General features: G+C 71.1%; 23 protein-coding genes. 1 reads left to right on the top strand and 22 read right to left on the bottom strand.

Features of this window, described 5'->3' with window-relative positions:
* Positions 1 to 35 precede the first annotated feature (35 nt).
* The 14 genes from ACH4D5_RS37355 to pyrR all read right to left on the bottom strand — a co-directional run bounded on the left by ACH4D5_RS37355 (position 36) and on the right by pyrR (position 16,673).
* On the bottom strand, positions 36 to 2,222 hold the full coding sequence (locus ACH4D5_RS37355) for a primosomal protein N' (protein WP_398312187.1): 2,187 nt from the start codon (positions 2,220 to 2,222) through the stop codon (positions 36 to 38).
* 100 nt (positions 2,223 to 2,322) lie between these two features.
* Positions 2,323 to 3,531: a methionine adenosyltransferase gene (gene metK, locus ACH4D5_RS37350; protein ID WP_223773522.1), complete on the bottom strand. Its 1,209-nt coding sequence runs from the start codon at positions 3,529 to 3,531 to the stop codon at positions 2,323 to 2,325.
* A gap of 327 nt (positions 3,532 to 3,858) precedes the next feature.
* The gene (gene coaBC, locus ACH4D5_RS37345) at positions 3,859 to 5,064 is read right to left on the bottom strand and encodes a bifunctional phosphopantothenoylcysteine decarboxylase/phosphopantothenate--cysteine ligase CoaBC (RefSeq protein ID WP_398312184.1); all 1,206 of its coding nucleotides are present in this window, start codon (positions 5,062 to 5,064) and stop codon (positions 3,859 to 3,861) included.
* Between the two features lie 125 nt (positions 5,065 to 5,189).
* Positions 5,190 to 5,462, bottom strand: coding sequence for a DNA-directed RNA polymerase subunit omega (gene rpoZ, locus ACH4D5_RS37340; protein WP_005319902.1), 273 nt, complete (start codon positions 5,460 to 5,462; stop codon positions 5,190 to 5,192).
* Positions 5,463 to 5,514: 52 nt separating this feature from the next.
* Positions 5,515 to 6,108 carry a guanylate kinase gene (gmk, locus tag ACH4D5_RS37335; RefSeq protein WP_398312181.1) on the bottom strand — a complete coding sequence of 198 codons (594 nt, stop codon included), beginning with the start codon at positions 6,106 to 6,108 and terminating at the stop codon, positions 5,515 to 5,517.
* Positions 6,109 to 6,146: 38 nt separating this feature from the next.
* Positions 6,147 to 6,473: an integration host factor gene (locus tag ACH4D5_RS37330; protein ID WP_055564204.1), complete on the bottom strand. Its 327-nt coding sequence runs from the start codon at positions 6,471 to 6,473 to the stop codon at positions 6,147 to 6,149.
* 223 nt (positions 6,474 to 6,696) lie between these two features.
* Positions 6,697 to 7,542 (bottom strand): orotidine-5'-phosphate decarboxylase, encoded by an 846-nt coding sequence (gene pyrF / locus ACH4D5_RS37325; RefSeq protein WP_398312177.1) that lies wholly within the window; start codon positions 7,540 to 7,542, stop codon positions 6,697 to 6,699.
* A complete protein-coding gene (locus ACH4D5_RS37320; RefSeq protein WP_398312174.1) occupies positions 7,539 to 8,654 on the bottom strand; it encodes a quinone-dependent dihydroorotate dehydrogenase in 1,116 nt (371 codons plus the stop codon). Before ACH4D5_RS37320 ends, pyrF begins: the two co-directional genes overlap by 4 nt.
* A 63-nt stretch (positions 8,655 to 8,717) precedes the next feature.
* A complete protein-coding gene (gene carB / locus ACH4D5_RS37315; RefSeq protein ID WP_398312171.1) occupies positions 8,718 to 12,026 on the bottom strand; it encodes a carbamoyl-phosphate synthase large subunit in 3,309 nt (1,102 codons plus the stop codon).
* On the bottom strand, positions 12,019 to 13,161 hold the full coding sequence (gene carA / locus ACH4D5_RS37310) for a glutamine-hydrolyzing carbamoyl-phosphate synthase small subunit (protein ID WP_398312168.1): 1,143 nt from the start codon (positions 13,159 to 13,161) through the stop codon (positions 12,019 to 12,021). Before carA ends, carB begins: the two co-directional genes overlap by 8 nt.
* Complete coding sequence (locus ACH4D5_RS37305) at positions 13,158 to 13,730, bottom strand: hypothetical protein (RefSeq protein ID WP_398312455.1); 573 nt, start codon at positions 13,728 to 13,730, stop codon at positions 13,158 to 13,160. The genes carA and ACH4D5_RS37305 overlap by 4 nt, the downstream gene beginning before the upstream one ends.
* A 5-nt stretch (positions 13,731 to 13,735) precedes the next feature.
* Positions 13,736 to 15,022 carry a dihydroorotase gene (locus ACH4D5_RS37300; protein WP_398312165.1) on the bottom strand — a complete coding sequence of 429 codons (1,287 nt, stop codon included), beginning with the start codon at positions 15,020 to 15,022 and terminating at the stop codon, positions 13,736 to 13,738.
* A 5-nt stretch (positions 15,023 to 15,027) separates the two neighbouring features.
* Positions 15,028 to 16,014 carry an aspartate carbamoyltransferase catalytic subunit gene (locus ACH4D5_RS37295; protein ID WP_398312162.1) on the bottom strand — a complete coding sequence of 329 codons (987 nt, stop codon included), beginning with the start codon at positions 16,012 to 16,014 and terminating at the stop codon, positions 15,028 to 15,030.
* Between the two features lie 86 nt (positions 16,015 to 16,100).
* On the bottom strand, positions 16,101 to 16,673 hold the full coding sequence (gene pyrR, locus ACH4D5_RS37290; protein ID WP_398312159.1) for a bifunctional pyr operon transcriptional regulator/uracil phosphoribosyltransferase PyrR: 573 nt from the start codon (positions 16,671 to 16,673) through the stop codon (positions 16,101 to 16,103).
* Between the two features lie 224 nt (positions 16,674 to 16,897).
* On the opposite strand from pyrR, the gene bldD reads away from it, so the two are divergent.
* Positions 16,898 to 17,398 (top strand): transcriptional regulator BldD, encoded by a 501-nt coding sequence (bldD, locus tag ACH4D5_RS37285; protein ID WP_030787240.1) that lies wholly within the window; start codon positions 16,898 to 16,900, stop codon positions 17,396 to 17,398.
* Positions 17,399 to 17,616: 218 nt separating this feature from the next.
* Here bldD and nusB read toward each other — a convergent pair whose 3' ends face one another.
* From nusB to aroC, 8 genes are all read right to left on the bottom strand, one after another.
* The gene (gene nusB, locus ACH4D5_RS37280; RefSeq protein ID WP_398312155.1) at positions 17,617 to 18,051 is read right to left on the bottom strand and encodes a transcription antitermination factor NusB; all 435 of its coding nucleotides are present in this window, start codon (positions 18,049 to 18,051) and stop codon (positions 17,617 to 17,619) included.
* 2 nt (positions 18,052 to 18,053) lie between these two features.
* Positions 18,054 to 18,620: an elongation factor P gene (gene efp, locus ACH4D5_RS37275; RefSeq protein ID WP_345647318.1), complete on the bottom strand. Its 567-nt coding sequence runs from the start codon at positions 18,618 to 18,620 to the stop codon at positions 18,054 to 18,056.
* A 57-nt stretch (positions 18,621 to 18,677) separates the two neighbouring features.
* Positions 18,678 to 19,784: a M24 family metallopeptidase gene (locus tag ACH4D5_RS37270; RefSeq protein WP_398312151.1), complete on the bottom strand. Its 1,107-nt coding sequence runs from the start codon at positions 19,782 to 19,784 to the stop codon at positions 18,678 to 18,680.
* Between the two features lie 85 nt (positions 19,785 to 19,869).
* Positions 19,870 to 20,373 (bottom strand): excalibur calcium-binding domain-containing protein, encoded by a 504-nt coding sequence (locus ACH4D5_RS37265; RefSeq protein WP_398312148.1) that lies wholly within the window; start codon positions 20,371 to 20,373, stop codon positions 19,870 to 19,872.
* Between the two features lie 113 nt (positions 20,374 to 20,486).
* Positions 20,487 to 21,437: a Pro-rich N-terminal domain-containing protein gene (locus ACH4D5_RS37260; RefSeq protein ID WP_398312145.1), complete on the bottom strand. Its 951-nt coding sequence runs from the start codon at positions 21,435 to 21,437 to the stop codon at positions 20,487 to 20,489.
* A gap of 162 nt (positions 21,438 to 21,599) precedes the next feature.
* Complete coding sequence (aroB, locus tag ACH4D5_RS37255; RefSeq protein ID WP_398312142.1) at positions 21,600 to 22,697, bottom strand: 3-dehydroquinate synthase; 1,098 nt, start codon at positions 22,695 to 22,697, stop codon at positions 21,600 to 21,602.
* A complete protein-coding gene (locus ACH4D5_RS37250) occupies positions 22,694 to 23,176 on the bottom strand; it encodes a shikimate kinase (protein ID WP_398312452.1) in 483 nt (160 codons plus the stop codon). The genes aroB and ACH4D5_RS37250 overlap by 4 nt, the downstream gene beginning before the upstream one ends.
* 29 nt (positions 23,177 to 23,205) lie before the next feature.
* The coding region (gene aroC / locus ACH4D5_RS37245; protein WP_398312139.1) for a chorismate synthase at positions 23,206 to 24,153 on the bottom strand (948 nt) is incomplete at its 5' end.

Raw genomic sequence — 24,153 nt, 5'->3', positions numbered from 1 at the left:
AGGGGGCAGCTCTGTGCGTCATCCGTACGACGTACTCAGCCGATGTCCAGCGGATCCACCCGGACCCGAACCGCCTCGCCCCCCGCCTCCCGAGCACCCTTGGCGCCCCGGGCCATCCGCGCGGCCTGCGCCACCTTCAAGGAGGCGGCGAGAGCGGCACCGCTGCCCGGCGGCACCCGGATCAGCACCCGCTCCCACGCCTCTCCGGCGGGCACACCCGCACCCGCCCCCCGCCGCGAACCCCCGGCACCGGCGGCGGGCCCCCCGTCCCACATCGGAACAGGCCCCAACACCACCGCGTCCCGCGGCAGTTCCGCGGCGGACAGGAACTCCGCGAGCGCCTCGGGCGGTCCCGACACCGCCGCCATCCGCGACACCGGCGGAAACCCGAGCTCGGCCCGCTCGGCGAGCTCCCGCACCGCGTGCCCCACGGGATCCCACCGCACCAGCGCCTGCACGGGCCGCAGCGTCGGCTCGGCGACCACCACCACCGTGCCGCCCGCGCCCTGCGGCCGGACGAGCGAGGAGGCCCCGATCCACCGGCGCAACGCGTCCTCGCCCGCCCGCAGGTCGGGCCGCCCCAGCATCGCCCACCCATCGAGCAGCAGCGCGGCCGCGTAACCGCCCTCGGCGACGGGCTCCGCCCCCGGCGTACTGACCACGAGCGCCGGCGTGTCCGGCACCGTGTCGAGAACCTGCTCCCGGCCCGACGTCCGCACCGGCACCGCGGGGAACGCCCGCCCCAGCTCCTCGGCGGTCCGGCGCGCCCCGACGACCTGCGCCCGCAGCCGGAAGGCGCCGCAGGCCTCGCAGTGCCAGGCGGCCTCCTCCACCCCGCACCAGCCGCACCGCAGGGCGGCCCCGCTCTCCTGCGCCTCCAGCGGCCCGGCACACCGGCGGCAGCGCGCGGGTTCGCGGCACCGCTCGCAGGCGAGCCTCGGCACATAGCCGCGGCGCGGCACCTGCACAAGCACGGGGCCGTGCTTCAGCCCCTCCCGCGCGACCTGCCACGCCAGCGACGGCAGCCGCGCGGCCCGCGCCGCCTCGTCCCGCGCCAGGTCACCGTCGCCCACGGTCCGCACGAGCGGGGCGGCCCCCCGCACCTGCTCGCGGTCGGCGACGAGCGGCGCGGCCCACCCGCTCTCGACGAGCTGCGCCGCCTCCACCGTGCAGCTCCAACTCCCGAGCAGGAAGCCGCACTTGTCCCGCGTGGCCCGGAGCTCCAGGACTTCCCGCACATGCGGGAAGGGCGCGCGGTCGTCGCTGTGGCTGGAGTCCCCGTCGTCCCAGACGACGACCAGGCCCAGGTCCCGGACCGGCGCGAACATGGCGGCCCGGGTGCCGACGACGGCACGCACGGCCCCGCGCCGCACGGAGAGCCACTCCTGATACCGCCGCTCCTGCCCGGCGTCGGCGGTCAGCAGCGCGTGCTGCCCCGCACCGAGCAGTTCGGTGAGCGCGGCGTCCACGCGCGCGGCGGGCCGCCCGGTCGGCATGACGACGAGCGCGCCGCGCCCCGAGGCGAGCGTGGCCTGCACGGCGCGGGCGATCTCCTCGGCCCACTGCGGCCCCGGCAGAGCGGTCCACACGGCACGCGGGGCGCCGCCCGTGGCCAGCGCGCGCAGGAATTCGGGCCCGTGCCCGTACCTCCGCCAGCTCCCCGCTTCGGGCGCGGCCGGCGGAGCCGGGGGCTCGGGCGACACCCGTGACTCGGCCCGCGCGTGCCGCGGCGGGACCGCCAGCTGCAGCACGTCGGCGAGGCTGCCCGCATACCGGTCGGCGACGGCCCGGGCCAGCTCGAGCAGCTCGGGCGAGAGCACGGGCTCGGGCGACACGACCTGCGCCAGGGCGGCCAGCGGTCCCGTGTAATCGGTCTCGGCGCACCGCTCGACGATGAACCCGTCGATCAGCCCGCCGCCCTCGCGCCGCCCGTCCCGCACGTTCCGCGACCCGGCGCCGAACCGGACCCGGACCCGGACCCCGGGCTGCGCCTCGGCGTCGAGCTCCTCGGGCACGGCGTAGTCGAAGTACCGGTCGAGGTGCAGCACACCCTTGTCGACGAGCACCCGCGCCACCGGCAGCTCCTTGGCCAGCGCGGCCCCCCGCCACGTCCGCGGCTTGGCCCGCGGCACCTTGGCCTTGCGCACCGACTCCCGAATGAGCGCAAGCTGCTCCGGCTCCTCGTCTCCCCCCACCCCGGACCCTTCGTTCTCCCTGCTCACAGCTGCATTCCTACCAGACCCCACTGACACGCCCGGAAAACGCCGAGGCCCGGCACCCCCGCAGGGATACCGGGCCTCGCCGAGCCTTGAAGAGCCGGGACTAGAGCCCCGCCGCCTTCCGCAGCGCGTCCACGCGGTCCGTGCGCTCCCACGTGAAGTCGGGGATCGCCCGGCCGAAGTGGCCGTACGCGGCGGTCTGCGAGTAGATCGGGCGGAGCAGGTCGAGGTCGCGGATGATCGCGGCCGGACGCAGGTCGAAGACCTCGCCGATGGCCGTCTCGATCTTGTCCGTGTCGACCGTGGCCGTGCCGAAGGTCTCGACGAAGAGACCGACCGGCTCGGCCTTGCCGATGGCGTACGCGACCTGGACCTCGCAGCGGGCCGCGAGGCCGGCCGCGACGACGTTCTTGGCGACCCAGCGCATCGCGTACGCCGCGGAGCGGTCCACCTTGGACGGGTCCTTGCCGGAGAAGGCACCGCCGCCGTGGCGGGCCATGCCGCCGTACGTGTCGATGATGATCTTGCGGCCGGTCAGGCCGGCGTCACCCATCGGGCCGCCGATCTCGAAGCGTCCGGTGGGGTTGACCAGCAGGCGGTAGCCCTCGGTCTCCAGCTTGATGCCGTCCTCAAGGAGGGCCTTCAGCTCAGGCTCGACCACGAACTCCCGGATGTCGGGAGCGAGAAGCGAGTCCAGGTCGATGTCGCTCGCGTGCTGCGAGGAGACCACGACCGTGTCGAGGCGGACGGCCTTGTCGCCGTCGTACTCGATGGTGACCTGGGTCTTGCCGTCGGGGCGCAGGTAGGGAATCGTCCCGTTCTTGCGCACCTCGGAGAGGCGGCGCGAGAGACGGTGCGCGAGGTGGATCGGGAGCGGCATGAGCTCCGGGGTCTCGTCGCAGGCGTACCCGAACATCAGGCCCTGGTCGCCCGCGCCCTGCTTGTCGAGCTCGTCCTCATCGCCCTCGACACGCTTCTCGTACGCCGTGTCGACGCCCTGCGCGATGTCGGGGGACTGTGAGCCGATGGACACCGAGACGCCACAGGAGGCGCCGTCGAAGCCCTTCTTCGAGGAGTCGTAGCCGATCTCGAGGATCTTGTCGCGCACGAGCTGCGCGATCGGCGCGTAGGCCTTCGTCGTGACCTCGCCGGCCACGTGGACGAGGCCGGTGGTGATCAGCGTCTCCACGGCGACGCGGGAGGTGGGGTCCTCCCGCAGAAGCGCGTCGAGAATGGTGTCGCTGATCTGGTCAGCGATCTTGTCGGGGTGACCCTCGGTCACAGACTCCGAGGTGAAGAGGCGCCGGGACACATCGCTCCCTGTGGTTGCAGCGGCTGCTGGCTGATCATGGGTGGACGGCCGGGGGCTGCGCCCGGCGTCGTCCGAGACCAGTTTATCGGTCACACTCGGCCGCCGGTCCACATGTCTCCCCACTTGGGAGGCCTGTGACCTGCGGCACTGTCTTGCGCGGTACGACGATCGTCCTCCTTCGGGCGGTCTCGCGCCCGTTTTCCCCGGGTTTGAGGCGCCCGATGGGGCGAAGGTGACATTGAGCCCTGCCTGCGCAGACCTCGTCAAGAGAGGCGCCAGAATGTGGCCAAGTTCCGCCAAGAGGCGAAACGGGAATGGCCACGGCTGTCACCGCAGCCGCTCCGCGACCAGGTCCCAGACCGTGTCCGCGAGGGCTTCCTTGGGGCCGTGGGGCACCGGCGTCTCGCTGCCGTCGGCGCCGAGCACGACGGCTTCGTTCTCCTCGGCGCCGAAGGTCTTGCGCTCGCCGACCTCGTTGACGACCAGCAGGTCGCAGCCCTTGCGTGCGAGCTTGGCGCGGCCGTTGGCCAGGACGTCGTCCGTCTCCGCGGCGAAGCCGACGATCACCTGGCCGGGGCGGGGCCTGTCCCCCGCGATCTCCGCGAGGACGTCGGGGTTGCGGACCAGGGCGATCGGCGCCGGTTCCTGGCCGTCCTTCTTCTTGATCTTCCCGGTCGCGTACGTCTCGGGGCGGAAGTCGGCCACGGCGGCCGCCATCACGACGGCATCGGCGTCGGGCGCGGCCTTCAGGACGGCCTCGCGCAGCTGCACGGCGGTGCCGACCGGCACGACGTCCACGCCGGCCGGGTCGGGCAGCGCCGCGTTGGCCGCGACGAGGGTGACGCGGGCGCCGCGCGCCGCCGCGCTGCGGGCGAGCGCGTAGCCCTGCTTGCCCGAGGAGCGGTTGCCGAGGAAGCGGACCGGGTCGAGGGGTTCGCGGGTGCCGCCGGCGCTCACGACGACGTGGCGGCCCGCGAGGTCTTGGGCCAGGTCGCCCCTGGCGAGGACGCGGCGTACGACTTCGAAGAGCTCGACGGGGTCGGGGAAGCGGCCCTTGCCGGTGTCGACGCCGGTGAGACGCCCGACGGCGGGCTCGACGACCAGCGCGCCGCGGCGGCGCAGCGTGGCCACGTTCTCCTGGGTGGCCGGGTGCTCCCACATCTCCGTGTGCATGGCCGGGGCGAAGATCACCGGACAGCGGGCGGTGAGGAGCGTGTTGGTGAGCAGGTCGTCGGCGAGGCCGTGGGCCGCCTTGGCGAGCATGTCGGCGGTGGCGGGCGCGACGATCACGAGGTCGGCGTGCTGCCCGATGCGGACGTGCGGCACCTCGTGGACGTCGGACCAGACCTCGGTCGAGACGGGGTTGCCGGACAGCGCGGACCAGGTCGCGGCGCCGACGAAGTGCAGCGCCGACGCGGTCGGCACGACGCGCACGTCATGGCCCGACTCGGTCAGCCGCCGCAGCAGCTCGCACGCCTTGTAGGCGGCGATGCCACCGCTGACCCCCAGGACTACCTTCGGCTTCTCGGCCACGGCCTCTGTCTCCCCGCGCTCGGTGCGTACGACGTTCGGATGCGTACGACTCCATGACACACCACAGGCCCGGCAGCCGTGCTGCCGGGCCTGTGGTGAAAGAACGAACCTGAAGGTGGGACCGCTTACTGAGCCGGGCCCTCGATGGCCTCGGACGTCAGCAGACCCGCGTTGATCTCGCGGAGCGCGATCGAGAGCGGCTTCTCGTGGACGTGCGTGTCCACGAGGGGGCCGACGTACTCCAGGAGGCCCTCACCGAGCTGCGAGTAGTACGCGTTGATCTGGCGCGCGCGCTTGGCGGCGTAGATCACGAGGCTGTACTTCGAGTCGGTGGCTTCGAGCAGCTCATCAATCGGCGGGTTGATGATGCCCTCGGGCGCGGTGATGGAAGAGGACACTCTTCGCCTTCCGATGGGGTCAAGACCAGAAGGGTCAAGACAGGGGTAAAGATCAAAGAACCTTCATCAAGGCTAGCAGCTCACGAGCCACGTCCTCGACTGAGGTGTTGACCAGGGTCGTATCGAACTCGGCCTCCGCGGCCAGCTCCACCTTGGCGGCGGCGAGCCTGCGCTCGATCACCTCGGGCGCCTCGGTCCCCCGGCCGGTGAGCCGGCGGACCAGCTCGTCCCAGCTCGGCGGGGCGAGGAAGACCAGCTGTGCCTCGGGCATCGATTCGCGCACCAGGCGCGCGCCCTGCAGGTCGATCTCCAGGAGGACGGGCTCGCCCGCCTCCAGGCGTTCGAGCACGGCGTGCCGGGGCGTGCCGTAGCGGTTGCCCGCGAATTCGGCCCACTCCAGGAGCTCGCCGTTGGCGATGAGCTTGTCCATCTCGTCGTCGGAGACGAAGAAGTACTGGACACCGTGCTTCTCACCGGGCCGCGGCTTGCGGGTGGTGGCGGAGACCGAGAGCCAGACCTCGGGGTGTTCTTTGCGCATATGAGCGACGACCGTGCTCTTGCCGACCCCGGAGGGGCCGGAGAGCACGGTCAGCCGCGGACGTACGTCCGGGGGCGCGGGGGTCGTCCCCCGGGATGTTGCAGCCATGCAGCGATTATCCAGGTTCTCAGGAGTGCCTGAGAACATCAGCCCGCGGCACCGCCACCGAACTCTCGCTCGAGCGACGCGATCTGGTTGGAGCCGAGACCGCGCACACGGCGGCTCTCGGAGATGCCAAGACGCTCCATGATCTGCTTGGCGCGGACCTTGCCCACGCCAGGCAGGGACTCCAGGAGGGCGGAGACCTTCATCTTGCCGATGACATCGTTCTCCTGGCCCTGCTTGATGACCTCGTGGAGAGAAGCACCGGAGTGCTTGAGTCGATTCTTGACCTCGGCCCGCTCCCGGCGAGCCGCGGCGGCCTTTTCGAGCGCGGCTGCGCGCTGTTCAGGGGTAAGGGGCGGAAGAGCCACGCCTACGTCACCTCGGATGTCGAACTGTCGGATACGGACCGGTGAGGAACCTAGTCGCCCCACACCTGGTGAGCAACGTGCAACGCGCTTGCCCGTTCGCTCTCGTCGGAGACTAGCGGCCATGGCCGCTGGAGTCAGCGAGAACAGACGAAAAGTCCTGGTCAGCCTGCGCCGAGCCGTACATATCGGGCATTTCTCCCCGGTTTTGAGCCGGCGGTCGCTCTCAGGCCGCTCCGACCGCCGCCCTGATCTCGTCCGCGAAGCGCTCCGCGGAGTCGCGCAGGGCCGTGACATCGGGTCCGTGCCGCAGCACACCCCTGCTGACGTTCGGCACGACGTTGCGCACGGCGGCGCCGAAGACGCCGGGAAGATCGGCCGGGGTCGCGCCCTGCGCCCCGATGCCGGGGGCGAGCAGCGGACCGTTGATCCCGAGGTCGTACGACGACAGGTCGCCCAGCGTCGCCCCGACGACCGCCCCGAAGGACCCCAGGGGCTCCTGTCCCGCGTTCTCCGCGGCGAGGTGCCCGAGGACGGTGGCCGCGACGGTCCGGCCGTCCTCGCGCACCGCGTGCTGCACCTCGGCGCCCTCCGGGTTGGAGGTGAGGGCGAGCACGAAGAGCCCGGCGCCGTTCTCGCGGGCGAGGTCGACGGCCGGCTTCAGGGAGCCGTACCCGAGGTAGGGCGAGACCGTGAGCGCGTCGCTGAAGAGCGGCGAGTCCTTGCGCAGGAAGGTCTCGGCGTACGCGGCCATGGTCGAGCCGATGTCGCCGCGCTTGGCGTCCATGACGACCAGGGCACCGGCCGCCCGCAGCTCCTCGACCGCCTTCTCCAGGACGGCGATGCCGCGCGAGCCGAAGCGCTCGAAGAACGCGCTCTGCGGCTTGAAGACGGCGACGGTTCCGGCCAGCGCCTCCACGACGGTCCGCGTGAACCGCTCCAGGCCCGCGATGTCGTCGTTCAGGCCCCACGCCGTCAGCAGGGAGGCGTGCGGGTCGATGCCGACGCACAGGGGGCCGCGCTCGTCCATGGCGTGGCGCAGGCGCGTGCCGAAGGGCTCCAGGGGGCTCATGCGGTGACCTCGGGCTTCCTCACATCGGCGCCGACGGCGTCGGCGAGGGTGGCGTACGGGCTCGTCCGCAGGCGTGCGGCGAGGCCCTTGTGGATCGCGCGGCCCCAGAAGGGCCCTTCGTAGATGAAGGCGCTGTAGCCCTGGACCAGGGTGGCGCCCGCGAGGATGCGCTGCCAGGCGTCCTCGGCGTTCTCGATGCCGCCGACGCCGACGAGCGTGATCCGGTCGCCCACGCGCGCGTAGAGGCGGCGCAGGACCTCCAGGGAGCGCTCCTTCAGCGGCGCGCCCGAGAGGCCGCCGGTCTCTCCGTAGAGGGCGGGTTCGGATTTCAGACCGAGGCTCTCGCGCGCGATGGTGGTGTTCGTGGCGATGATGCCGTCCAGGCCGAGCTCGACGGCGAGGTCGGCGACCGCGTCGATGTCCTCGTCGGCCAGATCCGGCGCGATCTTGACGAGCAGGGGGACGCGGCGGCCCTCGACACTGCGGTCCGCGGCCTCGCGGACGGCGGTCAGGAGGGGCCGCAGCGACTCGGTGGCCTGGAGGTTGCGCAGGCCCGGGGTGTTGGGCGAGGAGACATTCACCACGAGGTAGTCGGCGTGGCGGGCGAGCCGCTCGGTCGACTTCACGTAGTCGGCGGCGGCCTCCTCCTCGGGGACGACCTTGGTCTTGCCGATGTTCACGCCCACGACGGTCTTGAAGACCGCCGTGCGGGCCGCCAGACGGGCCGCCACGGCTGCCGAGCCCTCGTTGTTGAAGCCCATGCGGTTGATCAGCGCGCGGTCCTGCACGAGGCGGAACAGCCGCTTCTTGGGGTTGCCGGGCTGCGGCTCGCCCGTGACCGTGCCGATCTCGATGTGGTCGAAGCCGAGCATCGACATGCCGTCGATCGCGACGGCGTTCTTGTCGAAGCCCGCGGCGAGCCCGAAGGGGCCGTGCATCCGCAGCCCGAGGGCCTCGGTGCGCAGCTCCTTGTGGCGCGGCGAGAGGACGGCCGCGACGAAGGTGCGCAGCACGGGGACGCGGGCCGCGAGGCGGATCCAGCGGAAGGCCAGGTGGTGGGCCCGCTCCGGGTCCATGCGCTTGAAGACGAGGTTGAAGAAGAGCTTGTACATGAGAGTCCTCGGGGGTCCTCACCAGAAGGGGGACACCGTCTCCGGTGTCCCCCTCGTGGGCTGCTAGTCGCGGGTCGCGGTCAGGTGTTCCGCGTGTTCCTGGAGTGACCGGACGCCCACGTCCCCGCGGCCCAGCGCGTCGATGCCCTGGACGGCCGCGGCGAGCGCCTGGACCGTGGTCAGGCACGGCACGGAGCGTGCCACGGCGGCGGTGCGGATCTCGTAGCCGTCGAGGCGGCCGCCGGTGCCGTACGGGGTGTTGACGATGAGGTCGACGCCGCCGTCGTGGATGAGCTGGACGATGGTCTTCTCGCCGTTCGGGCCCTCGCCCTCGGACTGCTTGCGCACCACCGTGGCGTTGAGGCCGTTGCGCTTGAGCACCTCGGCCGTGCCGGACGTGGCGAGCAACTCGAAGCCGTGCGCGACCAGTTCACGCGCCGGGAAGATCATCGAGCGCTTGTCGCGGTTGGCCACCGAGATGAACGCGCGGCCCTTGGTCGGCAGCGGGCCGTACGCGCCCGCCTGCGACTTGGCGTACGCGGTGCCGAACACCGAGTCGATGCCCATGACTTCGCCCGTGGAGCGCATCTCCGGGCCGAGGACGGTGTCGACGCCGCGGCCGTGGATGTCGCGGAAGCGCGACCACGGCATGACGGCCTCCTTGACGGAGATCGGCGCGTCCATGGGGAGCGTGCCGCCGTCACCGACGGCCGGCAGCATGCCCTCGGCGCGCAGCTCGGCGACGGTCGCGCCGAGCGAGATGCGCGCGGCGGCCTTGGCCAGCGGCACCGCGGTCGCCTTCGAGGTGAAGGGGACGGTGCGCGACGCGCGCGGGTTGGCCTCCAGGACGTAGAGGATGTCCCCGGCCATCGCGAACTGGATGTTGATCAGACCGCGTACGCCGACGCCCTTGGCGATGCCCTCCGTGGAGGCGCGCAGGCGCTTGATGTCGAAGCCGCCGAGCGTGATCGGGGGCAGCGCGCACGCCGAGTCGCCGGAGTGGATGCCGGCTTCCTCGATGTGCTCCATGACGCCGCCGAGGTAGAGCTCCTCGCCGTCGTAGAGCGCGTCCACGTCGATCTCGATGGCGTCGTCCAGGAAGCGGTCGACGAGCACCGGCCGCGTGGGGCTGATCTCGGTCGACTCCTCGATGTACGCGGAGAGGCGGGTCTCGTCGTACACGATCTCCATGCCGCGCCCGCCGAGCACGTACGAAGGACGGACGAGGACGGGGTAGCCGATCTCGTCGGCGATGGCCTTCGCCTCCGCGAACGTCGTCGCGGTGCCGTGCTTCGGCGCGGGGAGCCCGGCCTCGGCGAGCACGCGGCCGAAGGCGCCGCGGTCCTCGGCGGCGTGGATGGCCTCCGGCGGGGTGCCGACGATCGGCACGCCGTTGTCCTTGAGTGCCTGGGCAAGGCCCAGCGGGGTCTGGCCGCCGAGCTGGACGATGACGCCCGCGATCGGCCCGGCCGCCGCCTCGGCGTGGACGATCTCCAGGACGTCCTCCAGGGTGAGCGGCTCGAAGTAGAGCCGGTCGGAGGTGTCGTAGTCCGTGGAGACGGTCTCGGGGTTGCAGTTGACCATCACGGTCTCGTAGCCCGCGTCGCTGAGCGCGAAGGAGGCGTGGACGCAGGAGTAGTCGAACTCGATGCCCTGGCCGATGCGGTTCGGGCCCGAGCCGAGGATGATCACGGCGGGCTTCTCGCGCGGGGCGACCTCGCTCTCCTCGTCGTACGAGGAGTAGAAGTACGGCGTCTTCGCGGCGAACTCTGCGGCGCAGGTGTCGACCGTCTTGTAGACCGGGCGCACGCCGAGTGCCTGGCGCACCTCGCGGACGACGTCCTCGCGCAGGCCGCGGATCTCGGCGATCTGGGCGTCGGAGAAGCCGTGCCGCTTGGCCTCGGCCAGCAGGTCGGCGTCCAGGCGCTCGGCGGCGGCCAGCTCGTCGGCGAGCTCCTTGATGAGGAAGAGCTGGTCGACGAACCACGGGTCGATCTTCGTGGCGTCGAAGACCTCCTCGGGGGTGGCGCCCGCGCGGATGGCCTGCATGACGAAGTTGATGCGGCCGTCGGTGGGGCGCACGGCCTCTTCGAGGAGCTGCTTCTTGTCGCCGGGCTCGCCCACGAAGGTGAACTGCGAGCCCTTCTTCTCCAGCGAGCGGAGCGCCTTCTGCAGGGCCTCGGTGAAGTTGCGGCCGATGGCCATGGCCTCGCCGACCGACTTCATGGTGGTCGTCAGGGTGGAGTCCGCCGACGGGAACTTCTCGAAGGCGAAACGCGGGGCCTTGACGACGACGTAGTCGAGGGTCGGCTCGAAGGACGCCGGCGTCTTCTCGGTGATGTCGTTCGGGATCTCGTCCAGCGTGTAGCCGACGGCCAGCTTGGCGGCGATCTTCGCGATCGGGAAGCCGGTGGCCTTGGACGCGAGCGCGGAGGACCGCGAGACGCGGGGGTTCATCTCGATGACGATGACCCGGCCGTCCTCGGGGTTCACCGCGAACTGGATGTTGCAGCCGCCGGTGTCGACGCCGACCTCGCGGATGATCGCGATGCCGACGTCGCGCAGGATCTGGTACTCGCGGTCGGTGAGCGTCATCGACGGGGCGACGGTGATCGAGTCGCCGGTGTGCACGCCCATCGGGTCGAAGTTCTCGATGGAGCAGACGACCACGACGTTGTCGTTCTTGTCGCGCATCAGCTCCAGCTCGTACTCCTTCCAGCCGAGGATGGACTCCTCCAGGAGCACCTCGGTGGTCGGCGAGAGGGTGAGGCCCTGCCCGGCGATGCGGCGCAGCTCCTCCTCGTCGTGCGCGAAGCCGGAACCGGCGCCGCCCATGGTGAAGGAGGGGCGGACGACGACGGGGTAGCCGCCGAGCTCGTCGACGCCCTTGAGGACGTCGTCCATGGAGTGGCAGATGTACGAGCGGGCGGACTCGCCGTGCCCGATCTTCTTCTTGACCTCTTCGACGACGCCCTTGAAGAGGTCGCGGTCCTCGCCCTTGTTGATGGCCTCGACGTTGGCGCCGATGAGTTCGACGCCGTACTTCTCCAGGACACCCTGCTCGTGCATGGAGATGGCCGTGTTGAGGGCCGTCTGGCCGCCCAGCGTCGGCAGGAGGGCGTCGGGGCGCTCCTTGGCGATGATCTTCTCGACGAACTCGGGGGTGATCGGCTCGACGTACGTGGCGTCGGCGATCTCCGGGTCGGTCATGATCGTCGCCGGGTTGGAGTTGACGAGGATGACGCGCAGGCCCTCGGCCTTGAGGACGCGGCACGCCTGGGTTCCGGAGTAGTCGAACTCCGCGGCCTGGCCGATGACGATCGGGCCGGAGCCGATGACCAGGACGGACTGGATATCGGTGCGCTTAGGCACGCTGGCCCTCCATCAGGGAAACGAAGCGGTCGAAGAGGTACGCGGCGTCGTGCGGGCCGGCAGCCGCTTCGGGGTGGTACTGGACGGAGAAGGCCGGCTGGTCGAGCAGCTGGAGGCCTTCCACGACGTTGTCGTTGAGGCAGACGTGGGAGACCTCGGCGCGGCCGAAGGGGGTCTCGCTGGCCTTGTCGAGCGGCGCGTCCACGGCGAAGCCGTGGTTGTGCGCGGTGACCTCGACCTTGCCGGTGGTGCGGTCCTGCACCGGCTGGTTGATGCCCCGGTGGCCGTACTTCAGCTTGTACGTGCCGAAGCCGAGGGCGCGGCCGAGGATCTGGTTGCCGAAGCAGATGCCGAAGAGCGGCGTCTTGCGCTCGAGGACGGCGGTCATCAGCGCGACCGGGCCTTCGGCGGTGGCGGGGTCGCCGGGGCCGTTGGAGAAGAAGACTCCGTCGGGGCTGACGGCGTAGACGTCCTCCTCGGTGGCGGTCGCGGGCAGCACGTGCACCTCGATGCCACGCTCGGCCATCCGGTGCGGGGTCATGCCCTTGATGCCGAGGTCGATGGCGGCGACGGTGAACTTCTTCTCACCGACGGCCGGGACGACGTAGGCCTCCTTGGTGGCGACCTCCTCGTACAGGCTCGCACCCTTCATCTGGGGCTGTGCCTGGACCCGGGCGGCCAGCTCGGCGTCCGGTGCCAGCGCCTCGCCGGAGAAGATGCCGGAGCGCATGGAGCCGCGCTCGCGCAGGTGGCGGGTGAGGGCGCGGGTGTCGATCCCGGAGATGCCGACGACGCCCTGGCGCGCCAGCTCCTCGTCGAGGGGGCGCGCGGAGCGCCAGTTGGAGGGGATGCGGGCGGGGTCGCGGACCACGTACCCGGAGACCCAGATGCGGTCCGACTCGTCGTCCTCGTCGTTCCAGCCCGTGTTGCCGATCTGGGGGGCGGTGGCGACGACGATCTGGCGGTCGTACGACGGGTCGGTCAGGGTCTCCTGGTAGCCGGTCATGCCGGTGGAGAACACCGCTTCGCCGAAGGTCTCCCCCACGGCGCCGTAGGCACGGCCGCGGAAGACGCGGCCGTCCTCCAGGACGAGTACGGCGGAAACCTTGCCGGTTTCCCTTGTGGAGGTCGTCATCGTGCGGTGCCTTCCGTAGTGCTGGTGTTGATCATGTTGCTGATGGCCTCGACCCACTCGGTGTGCTCGGCCGCGTGGTCCGAGCGGAAGCCGGAGTCGAGCAGCTTCCCGCCGTGTTCCCAGGTGACGATCAGGAGACCGCCCTCCGTGAGGACCTTGCCCGCGATGCCCTTGTCGAGACGGGCCTCGCGCAGCTGTGCGACCGGGATGAAGAAGTCGGTCGCGCCGGGGCGTACGACGTCCAGGCCCGCGTCGGTGAGCGTCAGCTCGACGCGGCTGCGGGTGCCCAGGCCGTGCGCCACGATGCGGTCGAGCCACTGCCCTGCCGTGGTCGAGCCGTGGTAGCGGCCGCTCAGCTCAAGTCTGGCCGGACCCAGGTCGCTCGGCGCGTCGGGCAGCTCCGGCAGGTCGCCCTGGAGCGTGCCGCGCCACTTCCAGCCCTCGCGCATCAGCCAGTAGACGAGCGCGATGAAGAGCAGGAGTCCGACGACCCAGCCGAGGCGCGCGGCCCAGTCGGTCACCTCCGCCGATTCCTTCTCGGCGGCCAGGTCCAGAAGAGGTGTTCCCAGAGATGTCACGTGAGCTTCCCGTCGTCGAGCGTGGCCCGACCCCGGAGCCACGTGTGCGTGACGCGGCCCGGCAGCTCACGGCCCTCGTAGGGAGTGTTGCGGCTGCGCGAGGCGAAGCCCGCGGGGTCCACTGCCCCACGGTAATCCGCGTCGACCAGGACGAGGTTCGCGGGCTCACCTGCCGAGACGGGGCGTCCGTGGCCGGTCGCCCGGCCGATCCGCGCGGGCTTGAAGGACATCCGGTCGGCGACGGCTTCCCAGGTCAGCAGGCCGGTCTCGACCATCGTCTGCTGGACGACGGAGAGCGCGGTCTCCAGGCCGACCATGCCCATGGCGGCCGCGGCCCACTCGCAGTCCTTGTCCTCGTGCGGGTGCGGGGCGTGGTCGGTGGCGACGATGTCGATGGTGCCGTCGGCGAGGGCCTCGCGGAGCGCCATGACGTCGCGCTCGGTGCGCAGCGGCGGGTTGACCTTGTAGACGGGGTTGTAGGAGCGCACCAGCTCATCCGTGAGGAGGAGGTGGTGCGGGGTGACCTCGGCGGTGACGTCGATGCCGCGCGACTTGGCCCAGCGCACGATCTCGACGGATCCCGCGGTCGACAGGTGGCAGATGTGGACGCGGGATCCGACGTGCTCGGCGAGCAGGACGTCCCGGGCGATGATCGACTCCTCGGCCACCGCGGGCCAGCCGCCGAGGCCCAGCTCGGCGGAGACGACGCCCTCGTTCATCTGGGCGCCCTCGGTGAGCCGGGGCTCCTGCGCGTGCTGCGCGACGACGCCGCCGAAGGCCTTCACGTACTCCAGGGCGCGGCGCATCATCACGGCGTCGTCGACGCACTTGCCGTCGTCGGAGAAGACGGTGACCCCGGCGGCGGACTCGTGCATGGCGCCGAGCTCGGCGAGCTTCTTGCCCTCGAGGCCGACGGTGACGGCGCCGATGGGCTGCACGTCGCAGTAGCCGGACTCCTTGCCGAGCCGGTAGACCTGCTCGACGACGCCGGCGGTGTCGGCGACGGGGAAGGTGTTGGCCATGGCGAACACGGCGGTGTAGCCGCCCGAGGCGGCGGCGCGGGTGCCGGTCAGGACGGTCTCGGAGTCCTCGCGGCCGGGCTCGCGCAGGTGGGTGTGGAGGTCGACGAGGCCGGGGAGCAGCACCTTGCCCTCGGCCTCGACGACGGTCGCGTCCTCGGCGGAGAGGCCGGTGCCCACGGCCTCGATGGTCTCGCCGTCGATCAGGACGTCCTGCGCCTCGCCGCCGAGCACCTTCGCACCACGGATCAGGATCTTGCTCATGGGTTTTACTTCTCCTCGGAACCGGTGGGGCGGGTGTGGGTGACTGCGGGCTCGTTGCCGCCCAGGAGCAGGTAGAGGACGGCCATGCGGATGGAGACTCCGTTGGCGACCTGTTCGACGACCGTGCAGCGGTCGGAGTCGGCGACCTCGGCGGTGATCTCCATGCCGCGGACCATGGGGCCGGGGTGCATGACGATGGCGTGCTCGGGCATCTTCGCCATGCGCTCGCCGTCCAGGCCGTAGCGCCGCGAGTACTCGCGCTCGGTGGGGAAGAACGCGGCGTTCATGCGCTCGCGCTGCACGCGCAGCATCATCACGGCGTCGGACTTCGGCAGCACGCTGTCCAGGTCGTAGCTGATGTCGCAGGGCCACTGCTCGACGCCGACCGGCACGAGGGTGGGCGGGGCGACGAGGGTGACCTCGGCGCCGAGGGTGTGCAGCAGGTCGACGTTGGAGCGGGCGACGCGGCTGTGCAGGACGTCGCCGACGATGGTGATGTGCTTGCCCGCCAGGTCCTGCCCGAGGCCCGCGTCGGGTCCGACGAGGCGGCGCCGCATGGTGAAGGCGTCGAGCAGGGCCTGGGTGGGGTGCTGGTGGGTGCCGTCGCCGGCGTTGATGACGGCGGCGTCGATCCAGCCGGACGTGGCCAGGCGGTAGGGCGCGCCGGACGCGCCGTGCCGGATGACGACGGCGTCGACGCCCATGGCCTCCAGGGTCTGCGCGGTGTCCTTGAGGGACTCGCCCTTGGAGACGCTGGAGCCCTTGGCGGCGAAGTTGATGACGTCGGCGGAGAGGCGCTTCTCGGCGGCCTCGAAGGAGATCCGGGTCCGGGTCGAGTCCTCGAAGAAGAGGTTGACCACGGTGCGGCCGCGCAGGGCGGGAAGTTTCTTGATCGGCCGGTCGGCGACCCGCGCCATCTCCTCGGCCGTGTCGAGGATGAGGACGGCGTCGTCGCGGGAGAGGTCGGCGGCCGAGATGAGGTGTCGCATCATCTGCGTGTACTCCGGTGTGTGGAGGTCTGCGGGCGCGCGGGCGCACAGGGGTGTGCCCCTGTGGCCCGTGAGGGAGGAAACCGGTCTTACGCGGAGGCGGGCTTGGCGCCGAGCAGCACGGCGTCGCGGCCGTCCTCCTCGGCGAGCTGCACCTTGACCGTCTCCCGCAGCGACGTGGGGAGGTTCTTGCCCACGTAGTCGGCACGGATGGGCAGTTCGCGGTGGCCGCGGTCGACGAGGACGGCGAGCTGCACCGCGCGGGGGCGGCCGATGTCGTTCAGCGCGTCGAGGGCGGCGCGGATGGTGCGGCCGGAGAAGAGCACGTCGTCGACGAGGACGACCAGGCGGCCGTCGATGCCCTCACCGGGGATCTCGGTGCGGGCCAGCGCGCGCGGCGGATGCATGCGCAGGTCGTCGCGGTACATGGTGATGTCGAGGGAGCCGACCGGGATCGTGCGGCCGGTGATCTCTTCGAGCTTCTCGGCGAGCCGACGGCCGAGGAAGACGCCTCGGGTGGGAATGCCGAGGAGGACCACGTCGTCGGCGCCCTTGGCGCGCTCGACGATCTCGTGGGCGATGCGGGTCATAACCCGCGCGATGTCGGGCCCTTCGAGCACGGGCCGGGCGACAGCGGAGTCTTTGGTGTCCTGCGTGTCCATATGGAAACGGACCTCCTTCTCCGCCTCACGGGACGGACCTTAAAGGACGTCGAAATTGCGCCAGTCATGCTACCAGTACCCGGCACTCGGCACGTCATCGGCCTCCACCGAAGGGGCGGTAAGGACCTTTCGGCTTGACGCAGGCAAGTAACGCTGCGTAACCTCACAGTGAGTTACCAGCCACGCGGCGGAGCCGCATGATGTCGCAGCGTCCGGGGAGCTATATGTCCAGCGAATACGCCAAGCAGCTCGGGGCCAAGCTCCGCGCGATCCGTACCCAGCAGGGCCTTTCCCTCCACGGAGTCGAGGAGAAGTCCCAGGGACGCTGGAAGGCGGTCGTCGTGGGGTCGTACGAGCGCGGCGACCGTGCCGTGACCGTGCAGCGCCTCGCCGAGCTGGCGGACTTCTACGGCGTCCCGGTGCAGGAGCTGCTGCCTGGCACGGCTCCCGGTGGCGCCGCCGAGCCGCCGCCGAAGCTCGTCCTCGACCTGGAGCGTCTGGCGCACGTCCCGCAGGAGAAGGCGGGCCCGCTCCAGCGGTATGCCGCCACGATCCAGTCCCAGCGCGGTGACTACAACGGCAAGGTGCTCTCGATCCGCCAGGACGACCTGCGCACCCTCGCCGTGATCTACGACCAGTCGCCCTCGGTCCTGACCGAGCAGCTGATCAGCTGGGGCGTCCTGGACGCGGACGCGCGTCGCGCCGTCGCCCACGAAGAGGTCTGACCGCCGCGCGACACATCAGCAGAAACGTGCCGCCGGGGTGGCCGCAGCCGAAAGGCCGCGGCCACCCCGGCGGTTTTCTGTTCCGCCGGAGCGCTTTCTCCGGAGCGCTTTTCCCCGGAGCGTTTTCCTGGCGCGTTTTCGCGAAGCGTTTTCACAGAGAAAACCGGAGGGCCCGCAGCGGATTGCTGCGGGCCCTCCGGTTGGCGTACGACGACGCCTTACGACTCGTCGCGGCGCAGGGACGGCTTCAGGTCCTTGAAGCGTCCCAGCAGACCGTTGATGAACGACGGCGACTCGTCCGTGGAGAACTCCTTGGCGAGCTCGACCGCCTCGTCGATCACCACGGCGTCCGGCGTCCCGTCGACCCATACGAGTTCGTAGGCACCGAGCCGCACGATGTTCCGGTCGACGACCGGCATGCGGTCCAGGGTCCATCCGACGGCGTACTGCGAGATGAGTTCGTCGATGCGGCGCTGCTGCGTCGCGTACCCCTCGACGAGCTCCATCGTGTACTCGCTCACCGGCGGCTGCCGGGTGTCGGACCGCGAGTGGCGTACCCAGTCCGCGAGGACCGTCAGGACGTCCGTACCGCGCTGGTCCGCCTCGAAGAGGATCTGGAAGGCGCGCTTGCGGGCCGTGTTACGAGCAGCCACGGTTAGCTGTTCACCCGGCCGAGGTAGTCGCTGGTACGGGTGTCGACCTTGATCTTCTCGCCGGTGGTGATGAAGAGCGGCACGTTGATCTGGTGGCCGGTCTCCAGGATCGCGGGCTTGGTGCCGCCCGTGGAGCGGTCGCCCTGGACGCCCGGCTCGGTCTCCTGGATGACGAGCTCGACGGCGGCCGGCAGCTCGACGAAGAGCACCTCGCCCTCGTGCTGCGCGACCGTGGCGGTGAAGCCCTCGATCAGGAAGTTGGCGGCGTCACCGACGGCCTTCTTGTCGATGTGCAGCTGGTCGTAGGTCTCCATGTCCATGAAGACGAAGTACTCGCCGTCCATGTAGGAGAACTGCATGTCGCGCTTGTCGACAGTGGCCGTCTCGACCTTGACGCCGGCGTTGAACGTCTTGTCGACGACCTTGCCGGAGAGCACGTTCTTGAGCTTGGTGCGCACGAAGGCCGGGCCCTTGCCGGGCTTGACGTGCTGGAACTCGACGACGGACCAGAGCTGGCCGCCTTCGAGCTTGAGCACCATGCCGTTCTTGAGGTCGTTCGTGGAAGCCACGGTTGCGGAATCTCCTGCACTGACTGACTGGTGGACGACCCCGGTCGGGCACGCGCGCTAGAGCGCGAGCAGTTCCTTGGTCGTGATGGTGAGTAGCTCGGGTCCGCCGTCCGCCTCGGGGCGCACGACGAGCGTGTCATCGATCCGGACACCACCCCGGCCAGGGAGGTGAACCCCCGGTTCGACGGTGACCGGCACGCAAGCGTCCAGTTTACCCATGGCCGCGGGCGCCAATTGAGGGTCCTCGTCGATTTCGAGCCCCACACCATGCCCAGTCAGCGGAGCAAGGGCCTCCGCATAGCCCGCGGAGTCCAGTACGTGGCGTGCCGCGCGGTCCACATCACGGCAGGCGGCACCGGGTACGAGGGCCTCGCGGCCGGCCCGCTGCGCGGCGAAGACCAGGTCGTACAACTCGATCTGCCAGTCGGCGGGCGACGTACCGATGACGAACGTACGCCCGATCTCGCAGCAGTAGCCGCGGTAGCTCGCCCCCAGGCAGACGGAGAGGAAGTCGCCCTCCTCCACCCGCCGGTCCGAGGGCCGGTGGCCGCCCTTCCCGGAATTCGGGCCGGTGGCCACGGACGTCGGGAACGCGGGGCCGTCAGCGCCGTGGTCGACGAGCCGCCGCTCCAGCTCCAGCGCCAGATGGCGTTCCGTGCGCCCCACGAGAATGGACTCAAGGAGCTCCCCCAGCGCCTGGTCGGCGATCTCGGCGGCGATCCGCAGGCAGGAGAGTTCGTCGGCGTCCTTGACCAGGCGCAGCTGTTCGACCGCCGTGCCGAGATCCGTCAGGCGCAGCCGCGGCGCGACCGAACCGAGTGCCCGGTGCCGGGCGACGGTCAGGTGGTGCTCCTCGACGGCCAGCGCCCCGACGCCCGCGGCGGCCGCGAGACCGGCTCCGGCGACAGCCGGGTCGGCACCCGGCGCGGGCAGCACCTGCACCTTCAGTGCTTCGTCGGGCCGCCCCTCGCCCTGCTGCTCACCGGGCGGACGCCCGCACAGCAGTACGTCCTCGTCCCTGCCGACGAGGAGGACGGCGCCGTGGGGCGCCGCACCTGCGAGATAGCGGACATTGGCGGGCCGCGAGACCAACGCCGCCGCGCCGCCACCGGCGGCACACCGCTCCCGAACCCGCTCCCTGCGGACCGCGTACACCTCTGACATGGGGCGAGCCTATGAGCGCCGCCACCACACGGCCCGGCAGACGCGTCCGACCGGGCGGCGCCCCCGCCCCGGGCCCCTCGCCCACTCAGCTGTCGCAGCCGACCCCGTCACCATCCCGGTCCAGGTGGCTGCCGTAGCCGGGTTCGCCCCGACGGACGGGGGCGGCACCGGCCGCACGGGCCTCGGAGCAGTTCGCATAGGACACGGAGCCGCCTCCACCGGACCCGGAGCCGCCGTCGCCCGAGCCGCCGTCGCCCGAACGCCCGTCTCCCGAGCCGGCTGCCGGGGTCGCCGTGACCGTCGCGGTCGACCTGACCGTCTTGGTGGACCGGACGGTGACAGTCGGAGTGGGTTCGGCGGCTGCCTTCGGCGTCACGGTCGCGGTCGCAGTGACCGTCGCCGTACTGGTGGCGGCCGAGGCGGCGCCGGTCTTCTTCTCACCGGTCGTGTCACCCTCGGCCGCGCCTATGCCGACGCCGAGGAACAGAGCGACGGCGAGGGCGGGCAGGAGATAGCGCTTCCGGGCCCACTTCGGGGCGGGCCGGGAGGCGGGCGGCGGGGTGGGCGGTGTGCCGTACGGAAGGGTCATGTCATATCCCTCGCGCTCATTGCGGAGGCATGACCGTAGTACCGGTGACGAACGTGTGAAGGTGGTTCGGAGACTCGGTGGCTCAACTGTGACCGATGGTTCGGACTACCGGACTACCACTTCGGAGGGCTGGTGATCGCGCGGGCCAGGACGTCGTCCAGGACGCGGGCCGTGGCGGGGACGTCCAGCTGGGAGTTGTCGATGATCGGGAGGCCCGAGCCGTACCAACCCGCCATGCGGCCGTGGATGCGGGCCACTTCCTCGTCGGAGAGGCGGCGGTTGCCGCTGCGCTCCGCGTTCCGCTCCAGGACGATCTCCAGGCCGGGGAGGAGGACGACCGGCAGCAGGCCGGGACCCACGTGCCGCTTCCAGCCACCGAGGCCGACGACGGGGCGGTCGGGGAAGACCGCGTCGTCGAGGATGCAGGAGATGCCGTTGGCCAGGAAGTTCCGCGCGGCGAAGCCGCAGGTGCGGCGGGCCAGGCGGTACTGCGCCTCGGAGTGGTCGTTCCACCCGGACTGGGGGTCGGCGAAGCCCGAGCGCACCCATTCGCGCACGTCGTCGAGGCTGATGTGGGCGGTGGGCACACGGCGGTGCTCGGCCCAGTACTTCGCGACGCTCGTCTTACCCGCGCCCGCGGGCCCGATGAGCAGCACGGCGAGTGTCGTGCCGCCGGTGTCGGTCTGTGCCGTGCCCGGCGGAGGGCTCGGCATGGCCACGGGGCCGCCCGGCGGCAGTTGTATGTGCCCCGTCTGCCCCGAGGTGTCCGGCGGCGGGGGCACGGGGCCTGGCCCGTGCTGCGGGGGCTGGGGCTGGGGTGCCGCGTGCGGGGCCGCCGGAGCGTGCGGCATCGGCGCCTGCCCCGGCGCGTGCGCAACCTGCGAGTGCGGGGCGGACGGCGGGACGGGGCCGCCCGTGAAACCGGGCGCGGGTGGCACCGCTCTGTGCGGCGCCGCTCCGGGGGGCGGAGCGCTCGGGTGGTGTGCGGCCGGCGTCCAGCCGGTGGCCGGTCCGTGCCCCGGCTGATGGGGCGGCGGCAGCGGAGATCCCACTGCGTGCTGCATCCGGTGCCACTCCGTCTCGTGCGACTGACGCTGGTCGGGCGGCGGCCGGGCCGCCCGTTACCGAACGGTACCGTCCCCGGCCGCCGTTGTGTGAACGGCCGGGGAGGCCGAGAGGTGCCCGTGGCCGGATCCGGCAGCTCCGGCGGCCACGGAGGAAGCCGGTTACTGGCCGACTTCGCCGTACGCGGCGAGGAGGACGGCCGGGTCGGGGCCCTCCAGGACGGTCGGCTTGCCGAGGCCGTCGAGGACAATGAAGCGCAGCAGGTCACCGCGGGACTTCTTGTCGACCTTCATGGTCTCCAGGAGCTTGGGCCACTGGTCGTAACGGTAGGTCAGCGGCAGACCGACCGATTCGAGGACCGTGCGGTGCCGGTCAGCCGTCGCGTCGTCCAGACGGCCCGCCAGACGGCCGAGTTCGGCCGCGAAGTGCATGCCGACGGAGACCGCGGCGCCGTGCCGCCACTTGTAGCGCTCGTTCTTCTCGATGGCGTGCGCGAGGGTGTGGCCGTAGTTGAGGATCTCGCGGAGGCCCGCCTCCTTGAGGTCGCCCGAGACGACCTCGGCCTTGACCCTGATGGAGCGCTCGATGAGCTCGGCGGTGTGCGGTCCCGCGGGCGTACGGGCCGCCTGCGGGTCCGCCTCGATGAGCTCCAGGATCACCGGGTCGGCGATGAAACCGGCCTTGATGATCTCCGCGAGCCCGGAGACGTAGTCGTTCACGGGGAGCGAGTCCAGCGCCGCCAGGTCGCAGAGGACCCCGGCCGGCGGGTGGAAGGCGCCCACCAGGTTCTTGCCCTCGGCGGTGTTGATGCCGGTCTTGCCGCCGACCGCCGCGTCCACCATGCCGAGCACCGTGGTCGGTACGGCGATCCACCGCACCCCGCGCAGCCAGGTCGCGGCCACGAACCCGGCGAGGTCGGTGGAGGCGCCGCCGCCGACGCCGACGATGACGTCGCTGCGCGTGAAGCCGGACTGGCCGAGGGCCTTCCAGCAGTACGCCGCGACCTCAGCCGTCTTGGCCTCCTCGGCGTTCGGGATCTGGATGGCCACGGCCTCGTAGCCCTGGTCGGCGAGGTCCTGCCGGAGCGCGTCGCCGGTCTCGGCGAGGGCTTCGGGGTGGATCACGGCGACCCGCTTGGCCTGGTCACCGATGAGGCCGGGCAGCTCGCCGAGGAGCTGCCGACCGACCAGGACCTCGTACGGATCCGTGCCGGCGGTGCCACCGACCTGGATACGGGTGGGGGTCTGCTCCGTCGTCATGCTTCCTTCAACTCCAGTGCGTCGAGGACCGCCTGGGCGACCTCATCGGGGGTGCGGCCGTCGGTGGCGACGACCGCGCGGGCGACTTCGGCGTACAGGTGGCGGCGGGCGTCCATCAGCTCGCGCCACTGCTTGCGCGGGTTGACGGCCAGCAGCGGGCGCGCCTGGTTGAGGCCGGTGCGCTTGACGGCCTCCTCGACGTCCATCGAGAGATAGACGACGGGGTGGGCGCCGAGCAGCGCCCGCGTCGTCTCGTCGAGGATCGCGCCGCCGCCGAGGGCGAGGACGCCGTCGTGTTCCGTGAGGGCACGCGCCACGGCGGCCTTCTCCAGGCCACGGAAGTACGGCTCGCCCTCGTCGACGAAGATGTCGGAGATCTCCCGCCCCTGGGCGGCGACGATGTCGGCGTCGGTGTCCCGGAAGGTGACACCCAGCCGCTCGGCCAGCAGCTCACCGACCGTCGTCTTGCCGACACCCATCGGACCGACGAGGACGATCTGCGGACCGCTCACCGGATCTGGAGGTGGTCGAGGTACGACTCCACATTGCGCCGCGTCTCGGGCACGCTGTCGCCACCGAACTTCTCCGCCACCGCGTCCGCCAAGACCAGCGCCACCATCGCCTCCGCCACGATCCCGGCAGCCGGCACCGCACACACATCCGAACGCTGATGATGCGCCTTCGCCGCCTCACCCGTGGCCACATCAATCGTCGCCAACGCCCGCGGCACGGTCGCGATGGGCTTCATCGCGGCACGTACGCGCAGCAGCTCACCTGTGGTCAGACCACCCTCGGTGCCACCGGAGCGGCCCGAGGTGCGCTTGATGCCCTCGTCCGTGGTGACGATCTCGTCGTGCGCCTTGGATCCCGGCACCCGCGCCAGATCGAACCCGTCCCCGACCTCGACACCCTTGATCGCCTGAATACCCATCAGCGCCGCCGCGAGACGGGCATCGAGGCGCCGGTCCCAGTGCACATGCGAGCCCAGACCCACCGGCACCCCATACGCAAGCACCTCAACCACACCCCCCAGGGTGTCACCGTCCTTGTGCGCCTGATCGATCTCCGCGACCATCGCCTTCGACGCATCCGCATCCAGACACCGCACCGGATCCGCGTCCAGCTTCTCCACATCAGCCGGCGTCGGGTAGACGCCGTAGGGCGCCTTCGCCGCCGCCAGCTCCGTGACGTGCGAGACGATCTCGATCCCCGCCGTCTCCTTCAAATACGAACGCGCCACCGCGCCGAGGGCGACCCGGGCCGCCGTCTCACGTGCCGAAGCACGCTCCAGGATGGGCCGCGCCTCATCGAAGCCGTACTTCTGCATCCCCGCGAGGTCGGCGTGGCCGGGCCGAGGCCGCGTCAGCGGCGCATTGCGCGCCAGCTCGGCCAGCTCCGCCGGATCCACCGGATCGGCCGACATGACCTGCTCCCACTTGGGCCACTCCGTATTGCC

Origin of the sequence: Streptomyces sp. NPDC018029, assembly GCF_044327655.1 — a bacterium.
Lineage (GTDB): Bacteria > Actinomycetota > Actinomycetes > Streptomycetales > Streptomycetaceae > Streptomyces.
Note: the sequence above shows the minus strand (reverse complement) of the source record. Positions and strands in the feature narration are given on the sequence as shown.